This window comes from Alicyclobacillus vulcanalis (assembly GCF_900156755.1).
Classification (GTDB): domain Bacteria; phylum Bacillota; class Bacilli; order Alicyclobacillales; family Alicyclobacillaceae; genus Alicyclobacillus; species Alicyclobacillus vulcanalis.
The window spans coordinates 76,546-94,019 of the sequence record NZ_FTOO01000001.1 but is presented as its reverse complement, the minus strand read 5'-3'; the positions used below and the strand labels follow the sequence as shown (position 1 = coordinate 94,019).

Genomic DNA, 17,474 nt, shown 5'->3' with positions numbered 1-17,474 from the left:
CGCTCGATCACGCCTCCACTTTCTCCCATGTCTGCGCCCAGGAAGCCCAAAACGTTCGCATTTCTTCGTACTGTTCCTTCACCTTCGCAGGTTGGAGATACCAATCCACAAGCATACGGTAGTAATATGCGTAAGATGCATCGGCTGCCCTGGCTGCCTCATAGGTGAGGTCAAGGTTGCTTCGTAAGAACGCCGTGATATCTTGAACGTACTCGATGTAGCGGCGAGCGCCCATAATATCTTCGGATTCCACAAGCCTACGGATCTCGTCAACGCATTCACAGGCCCGCTCATGGAGCTTCACGATTTTCGCCTTGAGCGGCATGGCTTTGACCGATCCTTGATACGCTCGATGCGGGTTCACTTCCAGATCACCTTCCAACAGTTCATCCAAAGAAGGCACGCGGCGGCTCGCCATTTGCAGCTTGGCTGCCACAGCGTGAAGAAGTTCCGACGAAGGGAATGCGATAAGGGCCTGCCGAACAATGGTCTGAGCGTGCTGCACATTCTGGTACACGAGAGCCAAGTCGGTTTCAATGATAATCTTGCGAACCGTTGGCTCAAAGTCGAGCGCTCGCTCCAATTCCACGGCACTTTGCTCGAAGTTCTTCTTCGAGAAAGCACGCATGGCCCGCAGTTCTATCTCCCAAGGTAGTCCGCCTTTCCAGTCGACGCAACTCATGCCCTCTGCCAAGGGCGAGCACACGGCATGCACAAACCAGTCGTCGCGATCCGCGGCTTTAGGCATCCACTTGTAAAGGGTGCGGTATGCCGAAGCAAGCAGGAGATCATCGAAAAGAGGCGCCAGTTTCTTGGGAACTTGTTCATCGAGCAACCACGGGCGAAGCGCATGGTATCTCGCATCTTCCTCGAAATCCAGTTCTGGAATATCCATCTCCTGATCCAGCGATGCGAGCAACTGAAGCCACTTGTATTCGCGAAGCCCAAGCGAGTCGCCTGCAAAGGCACTCGCATCGACGGACTGCCGCAGAGCCACAGCTGCTTTCAGTTTTGCAACAATCGCTGCCGTCTCGGGCATCACGGGCAAAGTGGCTACGTCCTCGAATGAGTCTGGAACGCCCCATAACACGCCGGCCCAAGTTGCAAACGTCAAGCAGAGTGGATCATGCCTGGCCATCTCCTTGAGCTGCGCATAAACACCCCGTTCGCGAATCGGCACGACGCCCGCAACAAACGCGTACAACCGCTCCTGTCGGGGATACGCACGCAAACTTTGAAAGAAATGACGCCTAGCCGCAATGAGATCACCCAGATATACCCACACTTCCCCGAGCTTCGCATGAGCCGCGTACGATCCCGAGCCAGGAACGGAATCCACAAGATGCACCTTAGGCTCTCCGATCTCCAGCGCCTGTTCAAAAGCTGCGCGCGCCTGACGCAACCGCCGATGCTTGAGAGCATATACACCCAAGGTATAAGGGAGGTCTGCGGCATTCGGAAAAATCCGCATGGCTCGCGTACCAAATTCCTGCAGCTTGTTCATATCTCCCAGCTCACCGTACGCGGTCATGAGCATTCTGTAAAGGCGGAGAATGAGATGGGATTGCCGCGCAAAATGCTCCGGCCGCACCTTCTCAACCATCGGTTCGCCTATACGAATGATATCACCGTTTTGTCCTAATCTTCCATATTCAGCCATTAAGTTCGTCACATGGAACAGATCTTCCGGATGATCAGCAAGTTCTTTTTCGAGAAGCTGGATATTGCGCTCTGACTTGTTTTTTAATTTGATGAATTCCTCTAAATAACCAAGATGGTGCAGTTCCACATCGAGCATCTCAATGTGTGCTCCTGCTTCCACGAGGTCATGCAAGATTTGCTCATGGATGATTCCACGGTAGCGAAAGCCTCGACGAAACACTCTGACCACACGTACGCCAGGAGAACGAATAAAACGTCGTACTGATCCAAGATAGTTAATAATATCCACAGTGAATGCGTCCGCTTCGCCGCGCTCCACCGCTTGACGCAAGCGGAGCCCGTCGTCCTTCGGCAGAAATTCATCCGCGTCTATGACAAGGACGTAATCGCCATAAGCGTGTTCAAGCGCCATGTTTCGCGCCGCACTGAAGTCACCAGTCCACACGAACTCGTAGACCTTGGCGCCAAAGGACTCCGCTATCTCACGCGTTGCGTCGGTCGATCCCGTGTCCACAATCACGACTTCGTCTGCCACATCGCGGAGAGATTCGAGGCATCGCTTGATGACATGAGCCTCATCTTTGACAATCATACAGGCGGACAACCGCATCGCACGCAACGTCCTTTCTCGTCGGGGTCTCGGTTGACATGTGGGTGACGTACGCCCGCGACACGAGTGCAGCCTGCCGCAATGTCCCGACTCGAGCTCGAACCCGATTCCGCTCCTCCGCGATACACGCCAAAATAGCGGCTGTTTGAAGGAGGAGTCGGCGGCCGTCATCCCAACTGTGCGGGGCGCCTGCGTCTATGGCATCTCTCCATTGTCGCGCGAGCTCATTTGCCAATTCGAACTTGCCCGCTCGTAGGGCTGCGAGTACACGATTCCCCAGGTCATAAAGAGACGGAGATACACCCGGAGTCATGGATGCCCTCCTCACCCAGTCGTTTTATTCGAGCTCTGTCCGAACATCGCGGATAACTGTTGCATTTGTGCCTGCATCTGCGCCATGACCTCGTTCAGTTGGTTGAGCTGAGCTTCGTATTCCTGAACCCGCTGCTGAATTTGTTGCTGTACCGTGTTCAAATAGTTTTGCAACGTCGACTGTTGTTGGGACAGGGACTGTACAGCCGTTGAGATAGGAGACTGACCGGTGCCATTTGGGTTTCCCTCCAGCAACACGTTGATATAGTTATACAGATTCCCTAAAACTCCCGAAGTCGGTATGGCTTGCGAGGCCGTTGTATTGACCACGCCGAAAAGTTGCTCCACATCCGACAAGTTGTTCGTCAGCGCTTGGTCAAACATTTGCTGCCCGTCGGGCAAAGTCCCGGCCGCACTCGAAAACCCACTCGGCGATTGAAACTCCAGGTGGCCACTGCTAGGATCCAACACAATTCCAATCGAGGCGAGCGAATTCATTTGGCTATTGACTGCACTGACAGCTTGCATGGCTTGTGACGCCAATTCGGACACCATGCTCTGAGCGAGCGGATCCCCGAACAGCGGGCCGACGGTCGGGCTGCTCCCATTTGTTGCTCCAGACGATGGCGCGGTATATGCAGTGTCTTGTCGGAGGGTATCCACGAGTGTATTGTATGCGTTCATCCACGTCGTCACGGCGCTCTTGGCTCCGCTTGTATTCTGAACAACCGAGACCGTGGTGGACCCCGTCGAAATCGCATTGATGGTCAAGCCGGGAATCATGTTTTGAAAGGTATTTGTCGATGAAGTCAACGTGACCGTGGTTCCAGACGAGCCGGAAGATGATGTCCCGGACGAAGAGCCTAGAACAATCTCCGCATCCTGAGCATTGGAGAGGGTTTGAAAGCCAAATTGCCCCCCGGATCCACCACTCACGGTGTCCGTCACCTGAAATCCATAATTGGATCCTGTTTGAATAGATGAAAGCGCCAGAAAATATGCCCCCTGCCCGTTGGACACCACGGACGCCGCAACGCCCGTCTGCTGTGTATACTGATTAACAGCGTTCGCAATGTCCTGAAGGGACTCACCAGACGAAATGGAAATTTGAACAGCCTGTCCGTTGTTTAGTTGGGTGGGCTGAATAGACAAAGTCCCCGCAGTCAGTGAGGATGTCCCAGTAGCGGATGTTTGCATATTTGCGGTCTGCACTTGCATTTCTGCCTGGGCCAATTGGGTAACCTGAATGTTGTAGGTCCCCACATTCGCCCCTGGAGAAACGGATACGGTGGCCACGCTTGAATTCGTGGATGAGGCAGATGTCGTACTCCAGCTCTGCAAACTCGCAAGCGTCTCGGTAGCTTGTTGAAACGTCTGCAAAGCTGATTGCAAAGCGCTGTACGCATTTTGCTGCGACTGAAGCGTGGATATCTGATTCTGAATGGGTGCCTCCAGCTCTTGTTGCAAAATCTCTTGCAAATCCTGTACATACTGTGACACAGGCAAGCCCGTGCCTGCTGGATTTGAAATGGTGTTCAACTGCTGCAGTAAACTTGCTGCCGTTTGCAGATTGCTGGAATTACTCGATGAAATATTCATACTCATACGCCCACCTCCTCGTCGCGATCCCGACTTTAAGTTAAGCCGGGATCGCATGAACACACTTCGGGCCTATCTTATTGGAGCAGCTTCAGGATTGCGTCTGGCTGCTGATCGGCCTGAGAGAGCATCGCCAGGCCAACCTGCTGCAACACCTGCTCCTGGCTGAATTGCGTATAAGCTTGCGCCATATCAGTGTTGGTGATGGTGGAGTCGGCATTCTGAAGATTGTTGGCCGTATTTTGCAGGTTCGAAACCGTGTAATTCAGCTGGTCTTGTACCGCACCAATGTTGGCCTGGTAAGCGGACAACGACGTAATCGCTGCCTGGACCACGGAAATGGCCGCGGTCGCCGCCGCTTGGGATGTGATGTGAAGATAGCCATCAGAGCCAAGCGAAACGCCAGTAAACAAGGACGAAATTTGGACGTCCGCAATCGTAACCGACAGCTCCGAGTTGGTCGTCGAGTCGGTATTAATTTGGAAGATGATACCTGTCGATGCAAACGAACCATCGAGCAGGGTCATGGTATTGAACTTGGTCTGTGAGGCAATATTGTTGATCTGTTTCTGCAGCGCGACAAATTCTTGGTCCAAGTTCTGCAGATCCGTCGAATTCTCCGTACCGTTCGCCGCCTCAACCGCGAGCGTGTTCATCGTCTGCAGGATGGAGGTAATTTGGTTCATGGCGCCAGAAGCGGTTTGCAACATGCTGATACCGTTCTGCGCATTCTGAATGGCTTGGTTTAGGGCGTTCACCTGAGACGTCATTTGTTGAGAAATGGCGTAGCCTGCCGGATCATCCGCTGCACTGTTGATGCGATTACCAGTGGAAAGTTGTTGATAGGACGTGTTGATTTGATTGTTGACGTACTGGAGATTGGACAGAATGCTTGCGGCGGACGCATTGTTGTTTACACTAAAGTTCAGGGACATGAGTATTGCCTCCTTCTCAGTGTTTTCTGTTGGGACGGATGGCCGCGCGCGCTTTGGCGCGCTTCTTTTTTATGAACCACAAAAGTCATGAAGGCAGATAGTTGATGAGTGATGGGAGCAAGATTTGGGCGCCCATTTGCAGCGCAGCTTCGTAGATCACTTGATCCGTAGAGAACTGCGTCATCACCTGCGCCATATCTGCCCCTTCAATCCCCCCCTTCAAGTTCGTGAGATTCGTCTGAAATTGGGTCATCTGGTTTTGAGCCGCCGTCATTCGCTGAATGCGCGAACCGAGCGCAGCGTTCAAGTTGATCACTTGATTTAAATTCGCCTGCAAGTCGCTTAAATCTTGACGTAAGGCTCCAGTATTTCCTGACTGAAGGTCGGACTGAATCGCTGAGAGCGTATCACGAAGATTACGCGTTCCTCCTTGGGGTGTCGTGAGAAAGATGTCATATGCTGTGACGGTCGTCCGTATTTGTATCCCGGGAGCGATCTGCTCGTTTACGTTCGGTGGACTCGCCTGTGCATCATCGAACGGATTGTAATTCGTTCCTGCGGAAGCACTCGGACCCGCCCCGTTCGGGATAGAACTTCCTGGACTCAAAAGGTACGTCGTCGGCGCTGTGTCGTCCGCCTGTCCTCCAAAGAGATACCGGTTGCCCACCGTTTCATCGGCAATTTGATAAATGCCTTGCACAAGCTGAGACACGGTCGCCGAATAGCCGGAGAGATCCCCCGAACTCTGATTGGGCCCATTCAACGCTCCTTCAAGGTTTGACTGAATCTGCTGGAGTTGCGACACCATGCCTTGCATGGCTGATTGCGTTGCATTCATCCAAGACAAAGCCGAAGAGACCGTCGACAACCCCGCTTGAACCTGAGATACTTCCGCGGTCAAGCTCATATCCTGAGAGACCGCGACGGGATCATCCTGCGGCAGGTTCAACGTCTTTCCGGTCGAGAGTTGCTGCTGAACCTTCTGCATTGCCGTGTTGATGTTTTCGAGATTAAAGAGAAACTGAGCCTGTTCCATGGATGTGGTGACGCGCACCGCAGCTCACCCCACACGGGTCATGACTGAACCATGTTCATGAGACTGTTTAACATGGTTTGAAAGGTCGCAATGTATTTCGCCGCCGCCGCGTAGGCGTTTTGAAATGCGATCATGTACGTCGCCTGCTCGTCAATCGAGACACTCGACACCGATTGACGAAGTTGCGTCGATTGCTGCAGCAGAGCGTTCGCGGTCGTGGCATTCTGACTCACACCCGCTGCGAGCGTCCCGAGTTGGGAAACCATACTGCCAAGCAATTGGTCGAATGTGCCTGATTCGGTCTGCGTAGAGCCTGTCCCATCGACCCAGGAAAGTGACGTTGGAGTCGTTTGCAGATTGACGACGTTGAGCGCATAACGGTTGTCCCCAGACGCACCGCTCGGCCCGGTCTGCAATGTGGCGACGGTCATGCCAGCGTCCACCGCAAAGGAACCTCCGCTTGATGGGGCGTCAAAAAAGGTTTGGTTTCCGAGCGCTGCGTTGACCTGCGAGGCCAAGGCGTCTTCATACTGCGTAAGCTGATTCAGCAACCCCGAGATTTCCCCGTAGCCCTGCGCGTTTCCAGCAATTTGTCCTCCTTGGACAACCGAGGACAAGGGAACCGTCTGACTACCGACGGTAAGCTGCAACTGTCCACCAGCGTCAGAGACCGTCGCGCCCGTTTCCATCTGCGCCATCGAAATGGCCTGCGGTCCCGAGCCGACACTCACCGAAATCGTACCGTCCGCATTTTGACTCAACGTGAGGTTCGCAAGTTGCGACATCTTGTCAATGATTGCGCTCTGCTCGTCCAACAATGTGTTTGGATTCGACACCGGAGAACCCGACACATTTTGTTGCGCGATTTTCTGAATCTGGGTTTGGACAGATGACAGCTGCTGAGCATACTGTTGAAGTTGTTGAAACTGGCTGTTGACCTGGTTCAACACATCCTGCTGTGTGCTCTGCAACTGAGAACTCACCATATTAAAGGTCTGTGCAAGCACTTGCCCCTGCGAGATAACGGCTTGCTTAGCCCCTGTGTTGGACGGATCCGTCGAAAGCGTCTGCCAGGCGGAAAAGAATTGATCAAGCGCGTTCTGCAAACTGGTAGAACTGGGCTCATTCACGATACCTTCTACCTGAGTTAGTACAGTACTGTAAGTGGTGTACATCTGATATGAGCTCTGATTCGCCCAATCCTGTTCATCGTAGAACCAATCGTCTTGGCGAGTGACAGACTGCACCAGCACACCTTGCCCGAACTGCCCCCCAACGAAAGGACCGGGTCCCGGGATGGGCGGATAGGGACTGGCCTCGACAAAGTTGACGGACTCCTGAGCATAGCCAGGCGTGTTCGCGTTATCGATGTTATTCCCAACGACACTCTGAGCTTCTTGCATCGCCTGCAAACCAGATAAACCTACGTACAGCGGCGAAAACGTCGGTATGCCCATTCCCTTTCCCGTCCTTCACGCCCACTCTGAGAAACGAACGTATTGATAAAGCCGATTTAGAAATGCAGTCGAGAGATGGAGTCCTTGCTCGATCAGCCGTTGCTGCAACCCCACGAGATCTGCGATGTGACGGAGCCGCTCATGATGCTCGGAACCCACCTGTTGTTTGGCCAATTGCTCCATAAGAGTACATTGCCTTGACATCAAGACCAATAAACTGGACACATCCGCATTCCGAAGGCACGCTACTATTTCCTCTGTGAGCAATTCGAGCTTTGTGAGGGCGATTTCAACTTTATCCATTGTTGTTCAACACGCCTCGCTGAATCATGCCTTGCGCGATGCGATCGACATCGATCTGATATTGCCCGCTGGCAATCTTCTGCTGTAAGTCGCGGATATGGTCAAACTTCGTTGACGATACACGTGCGGTTACGCTCTGCGTGTTTACGTCCTCCGGGATTCGGCCAGGCGCACCCGATGGAGAAACCATTCGTTCCTCACCTTCCTCACTCTGTACAACGTCCTGTTTGTTGCGATCGTTCGCGGGGCTCATAAAATTTTTTTGCGAAGTTGCCTTACCTTCTGCCGTGATATGCGGCCAACATAGAAAGAAGCCATCTGTCTGTTCCAGACAAATGGCCCTTCATGCAGACCTTCTTTTCGCAGTGAGCATCCTCTGCGCATACGCTACTGCGCTCGCCTGAGTCTCCGTCTTCACTGCGCCAAGCCAAGCGAAGTTCGAAGCTGTCGAAGGAGAGACTGATATCGATGGTAGACCTGAGCCTTCGTTTGATTCAAAACATCCGCAGCTTCTTGGAAGCTCAGGGATTCCACAAAAATTAAGGAAAGTAGGATCTGATCTTCTCGACGCAACTCCGAAATTTTTAAGGCCGCCTGACGAACTAGTTCTTCATTTTCCCATCTTTCCATCGGATCTTCGACAGCGACATACTCAGCGCTTTGAACGTCGCAAGCACGCTGATAGGCTTGGATGGCTTGTGCCATGGGGGTGGATTTCGGCATCTTTAGGAGTGCAGAATTGCGCAACACCGTCAGCATTGCATATTTAATGACTTGCTTGGCGTATCGATCATCGACCTCGCGCTGTTGTGATCGCTGCCACAGAGCCGTAATCGCCGAAGAAATCAAGTCTTGTTCATCTATCATCGCGCTTCTCCGATACCGAATCAGACGCCTTGCCAATCTTTGGATATAGGGTATGTAGGCATCTAGTGACACCGTGTTGTCCAATCACGCCTCATCTCCCGATGCCGTTCAAGGCTTGCTGTAAAATCCAGGATTACGATCGCGACCATCAGGTCGCTGGCCGGGGCGCAGCTCTCGTGCCATCTCCTTCGCGCAATTCGCGCAGAGCCTGCCCGACTGCGTCGGCGTGCCACAGCGATCGCACGGGTACACCATGTTCGGGTTGTTGCGCAACAGAAGCCTGCCGTCCCTCAAAAACTGGACGATCTCGTCATACGGCACGCCGGTGCCGTTGGATACCTCGTAGATGTTGGCCAGCGGGTGCTGGCGCAAATACGCCCGGATGGCTGTGAGATGCTCGTCCTCTTGCTTCATGCAATCGGGGCAAATGTCGCGCCCCACGCGGTTGTACAGTTTTCCGCACCGTCGGCAGTTGGCGATGGCCACAGGCATCCCTCCACCGTCATGATTCGCGCTCGCTCGACAAAATCCTGCCACGCCATTGCCGCGCGGTGGTTGGCCCTTCCTGACGGCGCTTACCCCACGCCATCGCCGCATCGCCCACGCGGTCGGCCCATCCAAGGCCACCGCCGCACCGCCCACGCGCCCCCGTCACTCCACGCGCGCGATCACGGCCGCATGCACCTCCCGCGCGCCGGCAGCGTAGAGCACATGCGCGCACGTCGTGATCGTCGCGCCTGTGGTGATGACGTCGTCGACGAGCAACACGCGCCGCCCGCGGATGCCGCCTGCATCCATGGCGACGAACTGGCCCTCGAGCTCGCGCAGGCGGCGGAGTTTGTCTTTCGCGGTCTGGGAGCGAGTGTGACCAGACGACCCAAGGCGCGCTAAACAGGGCTTGAGGGGCAGACTGTCGGCGCGCGCAAACGCCCGCGCCACGAGCAGGACGTGATCGTACCCGCGCATGCGGAGGCGATCCGGCGCCGTCGGCACGGGCACCACGACGTCCGCCGGCGGGTGCGCGCCGCGCGTGGCGGCGAGCGCCGAGGCGAAGAAGGGGGCGATCTCGACGACGCGATCGTACTTCAACGCGCGGATGAGGGTGCGGACGAAGTGGTCGTACACGAGGGCGCTCGCGACGATCATGGGGCGGCCTGCTGCGCGAAGCCGCAGAACCTGCGCCTGAATGGGCACGAGTGCGAGATTTTGCTGACAGAAGGCGCAGAGTGTGCGCATGCCGTCCGGGCGCGGTGCCTGGCTGTCGGCGAGCCTGGCCGGAATGGGGCGGCTGCAGACGGGACAGGGTTCTTCATTGGAGGGGAAGATCCAGTTCAGCGCCTGTTGGATCAGGCGCTGTGCGAGAAACGGCATCGTGTACGCGCGTGGCATGGGGGCCCTCCCTTCGTCGCCGCACGCGCCCGGCGGGGCGAGTGGCGCCAAGGCCGGGGCGATCACGGTCGGGCGTCGAGCCTGGAGAGCGTGAACCAAAAGTCGCTGCCCTTGCCCTCTTCGCTTTCGACGCCGACCTCGCCGCCGAGCGCGGTGACGATGTGCTTGACAATGGCGAGTCCAAGGCCCGTCCCGCCGGAGGCGCGGCTTCGGTCCTTGTGCACGCGGTAAAATCGCTCGAACACCCTGGAGAGCGACTCCCTGGGAATGCCGATGCCGTTGTCCTTCACGTGCACCTTGACGCGATCGACGAGCACGTCCCAGGTGACGCAGACTTGGCTCCCGGGAGGCGAATAGTGGATGGCGTTGGTCAAAAGGTTGAGGAAGACCTGCAGCAAGAGATCCGGCTCAGCCCAGACGTGCAGGCGCTGGGGGCGCGGCAACTCGATGGAGATGTCCTTGCTCTGGGCGACGGGCCGAACGCGATCGACCGCGCGGACGAGCACTTCGTACAGGTCAACGGCGACGGGATCGACATGGCTGTCGCTCGCCTCAAGCTTCGAGAGCTCGAGGAGATCCGAGACGAGGTTGCCCATGCGAAGCGACTCCTCGTAGATGGTGCGCAAAAACTTTTCCCTCGCCTCGTCGTCGACGTCGCCGTCGAGGAGGGTTTCGGCAAACCCGCGAATGGCGGCGATGGGCGTCTTCAGCTCGTGCGAGACGTTCGCAACGAAATCGCTGCGCATGCGCTCGAGGCGGCGCCATTCGGACACGTCGTTGACGAGCATGAGGACGTCGTGACGGCCGTCGGCCTTGCTGCGCATGCGAGGCGCGGCCGAGATGGGGACGAGGCGCACGGCGACGGTCACGCCGTCCCGGATTTGAAATTCACCTGACCACGGCGTGCCGAAGAGCAAGGCGTGATCAATGGCGGATCCGAGCTGATAGTTTCGAAAGACCGTCCAGTGATCTCGGTCCTTCCACTGCTCGACGGGTCTGCGGAACAGCCGTTCGGCGGCGTGGTTCACCATCTGCACCTGGCCATCGCTCCTGAGGTAGATGACACCGGTGGTCATGTTCTGCAGGATGTGGCGCAAGATGTCGCGCTCCTGCGACATGTCGGCGAGGGTCTCCTGGATGCGTTCGGCCATGCGGTTGAACTGGCGGAAGATGGCGATCTCGGCAGGGCGGCTGCGGTACTCGTACATGCGCACGTCGTACCGCCCCTGCACAATCGCGTCCATGGCGTCAAGCAGGTAGCGGCGCAGGCTGCGGAACCAGCTCATCTGCCACAGGGCGAAGAGGGCTCCGAGGCACACGCCCACCCCTAGTCCGATGGCAAACCCCATCATGACCCAGACGTGCCTTCCGTGAACTTGTAGCCAATGCCCCGCACCGTGCGAATGTACTTCGGATTCTTGGAATCATCCTCAATCTTTTCGCGAAGATGCGAGACATGGACGTCGACGATGCGCGTATCCGTGGCGGCGCTGTATCCCCAGACGCGGTCCAAGAGCTGGTCGCGCGACAACACGTGCTCCTGGTTTTCCATGAAATACTGCAGAAGTTCAAATTCCTTCGGCGTGAACTCCACGAGTTGGCCGCGCACGCGGACCTCGTGGCGCGCGACGTCCATCACGATGTTGCCGGCGCGCAGGACCTTCCCCGCCGAGGCAGGCTGGGAATCCTCTTCCCGGCTCTCCATCCGGCGCAAGACCGCTCGCGCGCGGGCGACGAGCTCGCGCGGACTGAATGGTTTGGTCACGTAGTCATCCGCGCCGAGTTCGAGCCCGAGGACGAGGTCCACCTCTTCGTCTCGCGCCGTCAGGAGAATGATGGGCACCTTAATGCCCTCTTGGCGGAGGCGCCTGCAGACCTCAAGCCCATCCATGCCGGGGAGCATCAGGTCCAGCACGACGAGATCATACTTTGCGGCGCTCTGCTTCAACTTTTCGTACGCCACGAGGCCGTCGTCCACCGTCTCGACGTCGAACCCGGACCGACTGAAGTTGTATTCCACCAACGTGCGAATGGACGCTTCATCGTCCACCACCAACACGGTAGGCACACGTTTTCCCTCCGCTCACTGGTACTGGCCTTATTGTAACAAGAAGCGGCCGCGCTCGGCCACGATCAGGATGGAGAATTCCTTTGAATCTTGTCAAATCCATGCCAATATGTGAAACTTAATTCGGAAGATAAGGGAAGTGGGTGTGGACGTGTCGATAGGAGAAACCATCCGAACCCTCCGCACATCGCGCGGTCTGAGCCAGGCTGAGCTGGCAGGAGAACTCATAAGTCCCGAGCGGTTGAACGAGATTGAATCGGGCCGGGCCCTGGCGCCGTACCCGCTTCTCATTCAGTTGGCGGATCGCCTGGGAGCGTCCATCGACAGCTTGGTGGGCGACGCCGATCCGCATGGGCTGTTGCAGGCGGCCATCCACGTCGCCCAGTACGATATCGCCGCGGGACACTACTCGCGCGCCCGGCACATGTTGACCCATCTGCCGGAGGCGTCGTTTCACACGCGCGGCCTGGCCGAGTACCGCCTGACGCTCGCCCGAGCCCTGCGCGGCGACGGGGCCGATGCGGAGGCGGTGCAGCTCCTCCTGCCCCTCGCCGAAGCCGCGGAAGCGTCAGGAGACGCGCGCGTCGCGTTCTACGCGCTGCGGGAGCTTGGGTACGCCGAGTGTGACCGCGGGAACGTCCCGGCCGCCGTTCGCCTGTGGAAGGACGCCCTGGCGCACGTGGACGCGATCGCCGCGAGCCGCGCCATCCCGGCGGCCGAGCTTCGCGCGCTCACCCTCCAATTGTACCTGCACCTCGACGATCTCGACCCGCGCGACGAAGGCTTCGATGTGCCGTGGAAGCGCACGAGCCTCGATCCGCAGCCGCCCCTGCGCGCCGAGTTTGCGCCTGTGGCCGCGGCGCCAGAGCCGTCGGCACCAGGTTCCGCCGCGCCAGATGCCGCAGGATCCGGTCCGTCATCGCCAGCCCCGGGGGCCGCGTGGGCCCCGCCGGATCGCCCGCATCTTGCGGCGGCCCTGCGATGGGCGGACGGGGGCTCGGCGCTCTTCGCCATGTGCGAAAAGCTCGCGAACGAGGCCCTCTGCCACCTTGCGACGGACCCGTCTCAGGCCCGAGCGCTCGCGGATCAGGCGACGGAACTCCTCTACGTCGGCCGGCTCGCCGAGATGGAGACGGCTCTCGACGCGCGGCTCGGGAAAGCGGAAGGCTTTTCTTCGCGGCTTCAGCGCGCCTACCTCACCACCGCGGTGTCGCCGTGGAGCGAGCTCGCCGCGTTTGGGGACGAGATCGCAGAGCGGCTGGAGGCAAGCGACGTCGAGCGCGCGGCGCTCTGGATGGAGCTGGCCCGGTCCATCGAGCGGCTGCTCCCGCCGGCGGCCGACGTGTCGGCCAAGCGAGCGAGGCTCAAGCTCGATCTGCTGGCCCTGGAAACGGCGTACCTACAGCGGCCGCAGGACCGCGCGGCGCTTCGCCAGCGGCTGCTGGAGTATGAGCAATCGTTCCCAGAATGGGGAGAGACGGCGGTGCGGATGCGAGCCTGCCGGCTGCTCGTTCAGTGGCTCGCCGAGGCGCGCGACTTTGAGCAGGCCCTTCGCTACGTGCAGAAGATCGACCTCCTCGGCCGCGAGCCTCGCCCACAGGTTCCCTTCGTGTTCTGATAGCCCCTAGGCCGCCATCGCGCGTCGGGCTCGTTTCACAGCGCGGCGCTCGCCCGAGCGTCGCGCCCCGACACGTGAATCACGCGGACGCGCACGTCGGGAAGCGAGCCCAGGCGGATGGCGGCGACCTCTCGCTCCGCCTCCGCTCTGTCCTTCACCGCGACGTAGGCCACGTCGCACGCCATTTTCGCCGCGAGCCGCTCGACGACCTCGCGCGCCTCGTCGGCGGGATGGACATCGATGACGACGACGCGGGTCACGCGGGATCGCCACCGGCCGCAGGCCATGCGCAGGACGCCCTCGACCGTGCTGCCGCACCCTTCAGCCACGAGCACCAGCCATTCCGCGCCTCGCCCGGGTCTTGCCCATATTCCGCCCGCAAGTCTACCGGCCCACGCACACGCCACATACACGAGCATCGCCACGGCGAATGCAAGTCCCAACCCCATGCGGGCTCACCCCCTTGCCCCAGCGTATGCGCCGAGGTCCCAAGGGGCTTACGCGCGCGCCTCACGTCAGGCGATCCGGCAGAATCCACCGCTCTCGATACGCGTGCAACACCGCCTGGCTTCTGTCCGACACGTTTAACTTCGCCAGGATGTGCGACACGTGGTTCTTGGCCGTCTTCAGCGTGATGTGCAGCGACTCGGCGATCTGCTCGTTCGACTTGCCCGCGGCCATCTGGCACAACACGTCGAACTCGCGCGCCGTCAACAGGTCCTTCCACCCGTCGTTGGGCTTGGCGTATCGCTCGATTTCCCCGAGCACCGCCTTCATGACCTGTGGGTGCACCATCGCCCGGCCCTCGTGCGCCTCGCGGATGGCCCGAAGCAAATCCTCCATCGGCGCGTCCTTGACGATGTAGCCGCTCACGCCCGCGCGAACGGCCTCCAGCACCACCGGCGATTGCTCGTGCATGGTCAGCACGACGACCTTCGGGTGCCAGGTCATGAGCGGCGCGGCCTTGAGCACGCAGATGCCGTCCACCTCAGGCATCGTGATGTCGAGCAACAGCACGTCGGGGCGCACCTGCTCGAGATCTCGCAGCACCTCGTGGCCGTTCGCCCACACGGCCACGACCTCGATGTCCGGTTCGTAGGCCAACAGATCTGCCAAGGTCAAGCGGTATTCCGCATTGTCGTCCGCGATCGCGACGCGAATGGGTAAGTCGCTCCTCATTCCATCCCCCTAGTTCAAAGCCACCCCGGATGTCCTATCTCGATGACGATGATACCAGATTCGCGCCTCAGCCCAATGCAAAAAAAATACGCCCTCCAGCAAAGCGCCGGAGGGCACACATCATGGGGTGTAAGGGTGATGTCACATACATTCGATACCAAAAGCGGTGTTTGTGAGGGTCCTCTGGCGCGGCGGCAAACTTTTGTCAGCCCCGGCCCACGAGCGGCGCCCCGCGGGCGCCCGCGCTCACTGGAACGCCAGCCGGCGGATGTCTTCCGCCTTATCCGTCCGCTCCCACGGCAGATCGATGTCCGTGCGGCCAAAGTGGCCGTACGCCGCCGTCTGGCGGTAGATCGGCCGGCGAAGGTCGAGATCGCGAATAATGGCAGCCGGTCGCAGATCGAACACTTCGCGGACGATCTCGACAATCCGCTCGTCGCTCACCTGTCCGGTTCCATACGTGTCCACCGAGATGGAGACGGGCCGCGCCACGCCGATGGCGTAGGCGAGCTGAATCTCGCACTTCTTGGCGAGCCCCGCCGCGACGATGTTTTTCGCCACGTAGCGCGCGGCGTACGCGGCACTGCGGTCGACCTTCGTCGGGTCCTTGCCGGAGAAGGCGCCGCCCCCGTGGCGCGCATACCCGCCGTACGTGTCGACGATGATTTTGCGGCCCGTGAGTCCCGCATCGCCCTGCGGCCCGCCGATGACAAACCGCCCCGTCGGGTTGATCAGGTATTTCGTGCGCTCATCGAGCCATTCCGCGGGGACGATGGGGCGGATGACCCGCTCCACCATGTCGCGCTCCACCGTCTGAAGCGTGGTCTGCTCGTCGTGCTGCGTCGAGATGACAATCGTGTCCACCCGCACGGGGCGGTCGCCCTCGTACTCGATGGTCACCTGCGTCTTGCCATCCGGGCGCAGATAGGGGAGCTCGCCGCTCTTCCGAACCTCGGCCAACCGCCGCGCCAGGCGATGGGCCAACGAGATGGGCAGCGGCATCAGCTCCGGCGTCTCGTCGCAGGCAAACCCAAACATCAGCCCTTGGTCGCCCGCGCCAATTTCGTCGATCTCGGCATCCGTCATGTGCCGAACTTCAAGCGCCCGATTCACGCCCTGCGCGATGTCCGGCGACTGCTCGTCGATGGACGTGATGACGGCGCAGGTCTCCGCATCAAAGCCGAACTTCGCCCGCGTATAGCCGATTTCGGAAATGGTGCGGCGCACCACCTTCGGGATATCGACGTAGCAGTTCGTCGTGATTTCACCGATGACCAGCACGAGCCCCGTCGTGACCGACGTCTCGCACGCGACGCGCGCGTGCGGATCATATGTCAAAATCTCGTCCAGCACTGCGTCGGAGATTTGATCACAAATCTTGTCCGGGTGACCTTCCGTCACGGATTCCGAGGTAAACAGGCGTCGCTGTGCCAATCTGGAGCCTCCTTTGGCGCGCAGAGGATTTGGCAAGCCAGGGGATCCCGCTTGTCCATCGCAAAACAAACCTTATCGTAGTCGATGGCCTCTGGGCAGTCAAGGAGTTTTCCTTGACAATGTTTTCGAAGCGCGGCGATCACGGCCCGTCCTGCCGCGTTGGCGACGTGATCACCCGCCACGCGAACCGAGGCAGCGCAAGCTGGCGGCGGAAACGCCGCGGCTCAGTGATGAGCCGATACAGCCACTCCAGATTCGTGCGCCGGAAGGCCTCCGGAGCCCGGCGGACGGTCCCGCCCCACACATCAATGGACCCGCCTACGCCCATCCCGACGAGCGGCGGGAGCTTGCCCATGACATCTCGTAAAAACAATTCCTGGCGCGGTTGACCCATGCCGACAAGCAACAGATGGGGCCGGAAGGCTCGAATGTCTTCTAGAATCCGCTCGAGATCCGGGTGCTGAAAGTAACCGTGATGGCCCGCAAACGCGTGTGTCGGATACGACGCTTGCAGCCGCGTCAAACACGCCTCGAGAGACGCCGCCGTGGCGCCGAGAAGGTAGACCCGAAGCGCTTGATGGCGCCGCATCGCCTCCGTCAAGACGTGCGGCACGAGTTCGACACCCGTCACGCGCTCGGGCACAGGCCGGCCCTTTCGGCGGGCCGCCCAAACGACGCCGATGCCATCGGCCGTGACGAGATCGGCCGAGTTCACGAGGCGCAACAGCGCCTCCTGCCGCTGGCACTGCATGACGAATTCCGGCCCGGCCGTCACCACCAGGTGATGGCCGCCGTCCGTCGTCCAGAAGAGGATTTTCTCCACCGCCTCCGCCATGGTCACGCGGTGGAACCTGACGCCGAGCACGTCCACGACGTCCTTGGCAAATCCTTGAACTGCCACTGACCCATGCCCCCATCGCTTGTTGACGAGTTCCGCGCGTTTGCGCCTCTGCCCCTGTCGCGGCGTTTCACGGGCTCCGTTTGATGTCTCCGGCCGCACGCCCA

The 17,474-nt window shown here is 59.1% G+C and carries 16 protein-coding genes; 1 reads left to right on the top strand and 15 read right to left on the bottom strand.

The genetic code is table 11. The features are described 5' to 3' along the window. Positions 1 to 7: 7 nt before the first annotated feature. From BW934_RS00510 to BW934_RS00455, 11 genes are all read right to left on the bottom strand, one after another. Entirely contained in the window at positions 8 to 2,272 is a 2,265-nt protein-coding gene (locus BW934_RS00510) for a glycosyltransferase family 2 protein (RefSeq protein WP_076344005.1), read from the bottom strand. Positions 2,273 to 2,596: 324 nt separating this feature from the next. Then, positions 2,597 to 4,189, bottom strand: a complete 1,593-nt coding sequence (gene fliD / locus BW934_RS00505; RefSeq protein WP_076344003.1) for a flagellar filament capping protein FliD — start codon at positions 4,187 to 4,189, stop codon at positions 2,597 to 2,599. Positions 4,190 to 4,260: 71 nt separating this feature from the next. Next, positions 4,261 to 5,118 carry a flagellin N-terminal helical domain-containing protein gene (locus tag BW934_RS00500; protein ID WP_076344001.1) on the bottom strand — a complete coding sequence of 286 codons (858 nt, stop codon included), beginning with the start codon at positions 5,116 to 5,118 and terminating at the stop codon, positions 4,261 to 4,263. Positions 5,119 to 5,203: 85 nt separating this feature from the next. Then, complete coding sequence (locus BW934_RS00495; RefSeq protein WP_076343999.1) at positions 5,204 to 6,172, bottom strand: flagellin N-terminal helical domain-containing protein; 969 nt, start codon at positions 6,170 to 6,172, stop codon at positions 5,204 to 5,206. 20 nt (positions 6,173 to 6,192) lie between these two features. Next, complete coding sequence (flgK, locus tag BW934_RS00490; RefSeq protein WP_076343997.1) at positions 6,193 to 7,611, bottom strand: flagellar hook-associated protein FlgK; 1,419 nt, start codon at positions 7,609 to 7,611, stop codon at positions 6,193 to 6,195. Positions 7,612 to 7,906: 295 nt separating this feature from the next. Further along, complete coding sequence (locus tag BW934_RS15415) at positions 7,907 to 8,104, bottom strand: flagellar biosynthesis anti-sigma factor FlgM (protein WP_076343993.1); 198 nt, start codon at positions 8,102 to 8,104, stop codon at positions 7,907 to 7,909. A 224-nt stretch (positions 8,105 to 8,328) separates the two neighbouring features. Then, positions 8,329 to 8,781 carry a sigma-70 RNA polymerase sigma factor region 4 domain-containing protein gene (locus tag BW934_RS00475; RefSeq protein ID WP_234969427.1) on the bottom strand — a complete coding sequence of 151 codons (453 nt, stop codon included), beginning with the start codon at positions 8,779 to 8,781 and terminating at the stop codon, positions 8,329 to 8,331. 108 nt (positions 8,782 to 8,889) lie between these two features. After that, the gene (locus BW934_RS00470; protein ID WP_076344641.1) at positions 8,890 to 9,273 is read right to left on the bottom strand and encodes a TIGR03826 family flagellar region protein; all 384 of its coding nucleotides are present in this window, start codon (positions 9,271 to 9,273) and stop codon (positions 8,890 to 8,892) included. A 159-nt stretch (positions 9,274 to 9,432) separates the two neighbouring features. Next, positions 9,433 to 10,170: a ComF family protein gene (locus BW934_RS00465; protein ID WP_076343989.1), complete on the bottom strand. Its 738-nt coding sequence runs from the start codon at positions 10,168 to 10,170 to the stop codon at positions 9,433 to 9,435. Positions 10,171 to 10,232: 62 nt separating this feature from the next. Continuing rightward, the gene (locus tag BW934_RS00460; RefSeq protein ID WP_076343987.1) at positions 10,233 to 11,522 is read right to left on the bottom strand and encodes a HAMP domain-containing sensor histidine kinase; all 1,290 of its coding nucleotides are present in this window, start codon (positions 11,520 to 11,522) and stop codon (positions 10,233 to 10,235) included. Next, on the bottom strand, positions 11,519 to 12,238 hold the full coding sequence (locus BW934_RS00455) for a response regulator transcription factor (protein ID WP_076343985.1): 720 nt from the start codon (positions 12,236 to 12,238) through the stop codon (positions 11,519 to 11,521). The genes BW934_RS00460 and BW934_RS00455 overlap by 4 nt, the downstream gene beginning before the upstream one ends. Before the next feature lie 151 nt (positions 12,239 to 12,389). On the opposite strand from BW934_RS00455, the gene BW934_RS00450 reads away from it, so the two are divergent. Next, on the top strand, positions 12,390 to 13,856 hold the full coding sequence (locus tag BW934_RS00450; RefSeq protein WP_234969426.1) for a helix-turn-helix domain-containing protein: 1,467 nt from the start codon (positions 12,390 to 12,392) through the stop codon (positions 13,854 to 13,856). A 35-nt stretch (positions 13,857 to 13,891) separates the two neighbouring features. On the opposite strand, the gene BW934_RS00445 is transcribed toward BW934_RS00450, so the two are convergent. From BW934_RS00445 to BW934_RS00430, 4 genes are all read right to left on the bottom strand, one after another. Then, positions 13,892 to 14,305 carry a hypothetical protein gene (locus BW934_RS00445; RefSeq protein WP_076343981.1) on the bottom strand — a complete coding sequence of 138 codons (414 nt, stop codon included), beginning with the start codon at positions 14,303 to 14,305 and terminating at the stop codon, positions 13,892 to 13,894. Between the two features lie 61 nt (positions 14,306 to 14,366). After that, positions 14,367 to 15,035, bottom strand: coding sequence for a response regulator (locus tag BW934_RS00440; RefSeq protein ID WP_076343979.1), 669 nt, complete (start codon positions 15,033 to 15,035; stop codon positions 14,367 to 14,369). 246 nt (positions 15,036 to 15,281) lie between these two features. Beyond that, positions 15,282 to 16,469, bottom strand: coding sequence for a methionine adenosyltransferase (metK, locus tag BW934_RS00435; protein WP_076343977.1), 1,188 nt, complete (start codon positions 16,467 to 16,469; stop codon positions 15,282 to 15,284). A 139-nt stretch (positions 16,470 to 16,608) separates the two neighbouring features. Beyond that, entirely contained in the window at positions 16,609 to 17,370 is a 762-nt protein-coding gene (locus BW934_RS00430) for a WecB/TagA/CpsF family glycosyltransferase (RefSeq protein WP_076343976.1), read from the bottom strand. Positions 17,371 to 17,474 lie beyond the last annotated feature (104 nt).